This is a genomic window from uncultured Faecalicoccus sp. (assembly GCF_944325745.1).
In the GTDB taxonomy this organism is placed as follows: Bacteria; Bacillota_I; Bacilli_A; order Erysipelotrichales; family Erysipelotrichaceae; genus Faecalicoccus.
In genome coordinates this window covers 1-5,121 of the sequence record NZ_CALVBG010000075.1, presented here as the reverse complement: position 1 = coordinate 5,121, position 5,121 = coordinate 1, and the positions used below count along the sequence as shown (strand labels likewise).

4 protein-coding genes are annotated in these 5,121 nt (G+C 47.5%); all 4 read left to right on the top strand.

All coding sequences use genetic code 11. The features are described from left to right. On the top strand, positions 1 to 1,833 hold a 1,833-nt coding region (gene uvrA, locus Q0J48_RS06485; protein WP_296242670.1), incomplete at its 5' end, for an excinuclease ABC subunit UvrA. 4 nt (positions 1,834 to 1,837) lie between these two features. Next, positions 1,838 to 2,818, top strand: coding sequence for an HPr(Ser) kinase/phosphatase (gene hprK, locus Q0J48_RS06480; RefSeq protein WP_296242668.1), 981 nt, complete (start codon positions 1,838 to 1,840; stop codon positions 2,816 to 2,818). Beyond that, positions 2,799 to 4,256 (top strand): prolipoprotein diacylglyceryl transferase, encoded by a 1,458-nt coding sequence (gene lgt, locus Q0J48_RS06475; RefSeq protein WP_296242666.1) that lies wholly within the window; start codon positions 2,799 to 2,801, stop codon positions 4,254 to 4,256. The genes hprK and lgt overlap by 20 nt, the downstream gene beginning before the upstream one ends. After that, a partial coding sequence (gene trxB / locus Q0J48_RS06470) for a thioredoxin-disulfide reductase (protein ID WP_296242665.1) occupies positions 4,232 to 5,121 on the top strand: 890 nt, incomplete at its 3' end. The genes lgt and trxB, both read left to right, overlap by 25 nt.

Below are 5,121 nucleotides of genomic sequence, written 5' to 3'. Positions count from 1 at the left end.
GATATGGATACGCCGATCAAAGATCTGCCCAAACAACAGCTTCATTATATTTTATACGGATCGGATGTTCCGATTGCTTATCAGCTCCATTCTCGGGGCGGGATCCATCAGGCCAAAGTTGAGGTCATCGAAGGAGTAGCTCCGATGATCGAAAGACGCTACATGGAGACTTCTTCGGCGATGTCCAGAGACTGGTACGGAAGCTTTATCGCCGATGCTCCTTGTCCAACCTGTCATGGAGCGCGTTTGAATGAACAAGCTTTGAGTGTACGGGTGGGACAAAAGAACATCTATGAATGGACGCAGATGTCAATCAAAGAAGCGCTGGTCTTTATGAATGAGCTTTCGCTGACGCCGATGCAGGAAAAAATTGCGCATTTGATCGTCAAGGAAATCAAAAACCGTTTGGAATTCTTGAATCATGTCGGCTTGAATTATTTGACCTTGGATCGTTTGGCTTCGACCCTTTCGGGAGGAGAAGCGCAGCGGATCCGTCTGGCAACGCAGATTGGTTCCAAACTGACCGGGGTCATGTATGTCTTGGATGAACCGAGCATTGGGCTGCATCAAAGAGACAATGACCGTTTGATCTCGGCGCTAAAAGATATGCGTGATCTTGGCAATACGTTGATCGTTGTCGAACACGACGAAGATACGATGCGGGCCAGCGATTATATTGTCGATGTGGGACCGGGAGCCGGGATCCATGGGGGCGAGATCGTCGCCACCGGAACCCCCGAACAGATCATGGAAAATCCGGATTCGATTACCGGGGCTTATTTGAGCGGCCGTAAAAAAATCGAGGTACCGCAAAAGCGCCGCAAAGGAAACGGCAAGAAACTGCGAATTGTAAAAGCGAGTCAAAACAATTTAAAAAATGTCACGGTTGACTTTAAGCTGGGAACCTTTACCGTAGTGACCGGCGTGTCCGGTTCCGGAAAGTCTTCGCTGGTGACGGAAGTTTTGACCCACGGTGTACAGAATGCCCTGGGACGTTTGCGGATCAAACCGGGAGCGTGCAAAGAGATCAAAGGCTTGGAACATATCGATAAGATCGTGGAGATCTCTCAAGATCCGATCGGGCGTACTCCGCGAAGCAATCCGGCGACCTATACCGGGGTCTTTGATGATATCCGCGAGCTTTTTGCACAGACGCGCGAAGCCAAGATGTTAGGCTATGACAAAGGGCGCTTTTCTTTCAATGTCAAAGGCGGACGCTGTGATGCCTGTCAGGGAGACGGGATCTTACGGATCTCGATGCACTTTTTGCCGGACGTTTATGTTCCTTGCGATCAGTGCAACGGAAAACGATACAATGAGGAGACGCTGCAAGTTCTTTATAAAGGAAAGAATATCGCAGACGTCTTAGATATGACAGTGGAAGAAGCACTGGACTTCTTTTCAAACATCTCGAAGATTCGCCATAAGCTGCAGACGCTTTATGATGTAGGTCTGTCGTATATCAAATTAGGACAGAGCGCTACGACCTTATCGGGCGGTGAGGCCCAGCGTGTCAAACTGGCCAGTGAGCTGCAGAAAAAAGCGACAGGCAAGACGTTGTTTGTCTTAGATGAACCAACGACGGGACTGCATAGCGATGATGTAAAAAAACTAATTGAGGTATTACAGAGATTGGTCGACCACGGAGACACCGTGATCGTGATTGAACACAATCTTGATGTGATCAAATGCGCAGATCAAATCATTGATCTGGGACCGGAAGGCGGCCAGGATGGCGGGCAAGTTCTGATTACCGGAACACCGGAACAAGTGGCAGCCTGCCCAGAGAGTTATACAGGGCAATATTTAAAGCCTTTATTGGAGAGGAAGTGAATTCATGACCATGCACGAAACGGCTTCTACGATCAGCTTGCGCGATCTAGTAGCACAATTCAATTGGGAAAGAGTAACGGGCGACGATACAACGCTGGAGCGTTTACTGGAAACGGCGGCCACCAATCGGCCGGGACTGGAACTTTCTGGTTATTTTCCGAATACGGCAGCGAAACGTTTAGCTATTTTAGGGGACAAAGAAATTGGCTATATCGAACAAGAGATGGATGAAGTTTCGCAAAGACGAAGTTTTGAATTTATCACCGGGGAAGATACGCCGGCCATTGTGATCTGTCATGGGCATGAATGCCCTCCGATCTTGGCAGAAATTGCACAGCGAAAGAATTTTCCGATCTTTAAGACGCCGGTAGAAACCGCCCATACGGTCGTGAATGTGACCAACTTCCTGGATGAAAAACTGGCGCATTCGATCATCATTCATGGAGAATTGATGCGCATCCACGGAGTGGGGGTCATGATCACCGGCAATTCCGGCATGGGAAAAAGTGAGATTGCTTTGGAGTTGATCCAAAAAGGACATCAGCTGGTTGCCGATGACCGCATCGACTGTTACCGCATCCATAACCAGTTGATCGGCCGGACACCGAAGATGCTGGAAGGATTTATGGAGCTGCGCGGGGTCGGCATCATCAATATCGGCCGTATGTACGGTGTGGGTTCATTTGCCCACCAGACGCAGATCAATTTTCAAATCGAATTGGTGCCTTTTGACGGGAATGAAGAATACGACCGTGTCGGGATCGAAGAAAAAGAATATTCCGAGATCATGGGGCTGAAGATCTTGAAGATGCGTATTCCAGTCAGCGGCGGACGCCCGATGTCCACGATCATTGAAGCGGCAGTGACCAACTTCTTGCTGCTGCAGGAAGGATTTGATTCTGCGAAGGAATTTGAAGAAATGGTCTTAAAGGCCATTGCCGGAAATAAAACAGAGGAAGAAACCGATGGAACTGTTTCCCAATAGCCGCGTACTTTTGTCGCTGGGTGGTTTGCATATCACATGGTATGCCGTTTTGATCTTGACGGGGGTCGTGATTGCCTATCTGTTAGCGCAAAGATCGATGAAAAAATGGGGTTACAGCGCTTCTGTTTTAGAAGATTATGTAATTCCTATGATGGTCCTTTCTATTTTGGGAGCGCGATTGTATTATGTGATCTTTGAATGGGATTTTTATGCGGCCCATCCTGATCAGATCATTGCGATCTGGAATGGCGGACTGGCCATCTACGGCGGCTTGATCGTCGGGGTCCTTTACAGTATTTGGTATTTTCGCAAGAACCGTATCTCGGTTTTGCGTATGTTTGACTGCATCATGCCGGGTGTCATGGTGGCTCAAGCCTTTGGACGCTGGGGTAACTTTATGAATCAGGAAGCATATGGAAAGATCGTTTCCGAAAGCTATTACGCTCTCTTTCCTGACTTTATCAAAGATCAGATGTGGATCCAGGGGGCTTATCGCGAACCGACCTTTTTATATGAAAGTATGGGCAATCTGTTAGGATTTGCCTTTATCACTTTGATCTTTCGCAAGAAATTCTATCGTCATCGCGGCGATTGCGGATTTATGTATTGCATTTGGTACGGCTTGCTGCGCTTTTTTGTGGAAGGACTGCGTACTGATTCTTTGATGATCGGTCCTTTGCGTGTTTCTCAGCTTGTTTCTTTAGCTTTGGTTCTTATCGGCATACTAGGGTTGAGCGGCCTTCTTCATAAATGGTTTCACTGGTATAAAAAACCGGTGCTGCTTTTTGATCTGGATGGAACTTTGCAGGATTCACGCGAGCTTGTCTTTGAAACCGTTCGTCAGGTCTTTGCGAAGATGAAACCGGAAAAACAGCTGAGCCAAGAAGAATTGTATGCTTTTTTTGGCCCGACGCTGGAAGTTTCTTTTGGAAAATATTTTTCGCCAGAACAGATTCCGGAAGCGATCGACCTTTATCAAAAGATCAATTTTGATCTGCATGATTCTTTATTAAAACCCATCCCGCACGCGTTTGAGACCGTATCGGCTTTGAAAGAAGAAGGCTATCTGATGGCAATCGTGTCGAATAAACGGACGCCGGCGGCCTTGCACGGACTGCAGATCGTCCGTTTAGAGCCTTATTTTGATGTGGTCCTGGGAGCGGAGAAACTGCCGGAGCCGAAGCCGAGTGCATCTGGCTTGATAGAAGCTTGTAATTTGTTGGATACTGGACATGATGATGTGATCTATATCGGAGATAATGCGACCGATATTCGATGTGCCAAGAATATGGCAGCTTATTCGGTCGGCTTTACGGAGGATCCTCGTCAAAAAGAAGCGATGGAAAAAGAACACCCTTGCAGGGTGATTCAAGATCTAAGAGAATTATTAGAATTGTGTAAGGAGGAACGAGCATGGAGCGACAATACGATTTGGTAATCATTGGAGCTGGCCCGGCCGGGATGGCAGCCAGTGTTTATGGTTCTCGTGCCGGATTGAAGACTTTGTTGTTGGATAATGGGGCACCGGGCGGAAAACTGATCAAGACACATAAGATCTCTAATTACCCTGGTGTAAAGGAATTGAGCGGTGTTGAGCTTGCGACGAGCATGTTTGAACAGTCAACATCTTTTGGAGCCGAATACGCCTATGGTGACGTAGAAAAAGTGGATGCGGATAAAAAAGTGACATTGAGCGATGGAACGATCATTGAGGCAAAGGCCGTGATCGTAGCGACCGGAACCAAAGAGCGGCTGTTGAAGATCCCTGGAGAACAAGAAAATATCGGACGAGGGGTTTCATTTTGTGCGGTATGCGACGGAGCCTTCTTTAAGAATAAAGATGTGGTCGTGATCGGCGGCGGCAATTCTGCTTTAGAAGAAAGTCTCTTTTTAACACAGTTTGCCAATAAGGTGACGATAGTGATCCGTCGTGATGTTTTCCGTGCGGAAAAGAAGATCCAGGAACAGATCCAGGCCAACGATAAAATCGAAGTGATTGTAAAACATATCCCGAAAGAAATCTTGGCCGAAAATGGAAAAGTATCGGGAATCGTTTTTGAAAATGTCGAGACCAAAGAGCCGATGACGCTTTCTTGTCAAGGAATCTTCCCTTATGTAGGGCAAGATCCGAATACAGTTTGTCTGGAAGGATTGGGTGTTTTGGATGACAAAGGATATGTCATCGTTGATGATTCTTGCCAGACAAAGATCCCGGGCCTTTATGCAGCCGGGGATGTGATCCAAAAAGAGCTGCGGCAAGTGGTGACGGCGACCAATGACGGAGCCATAGCGGCACAGCATGC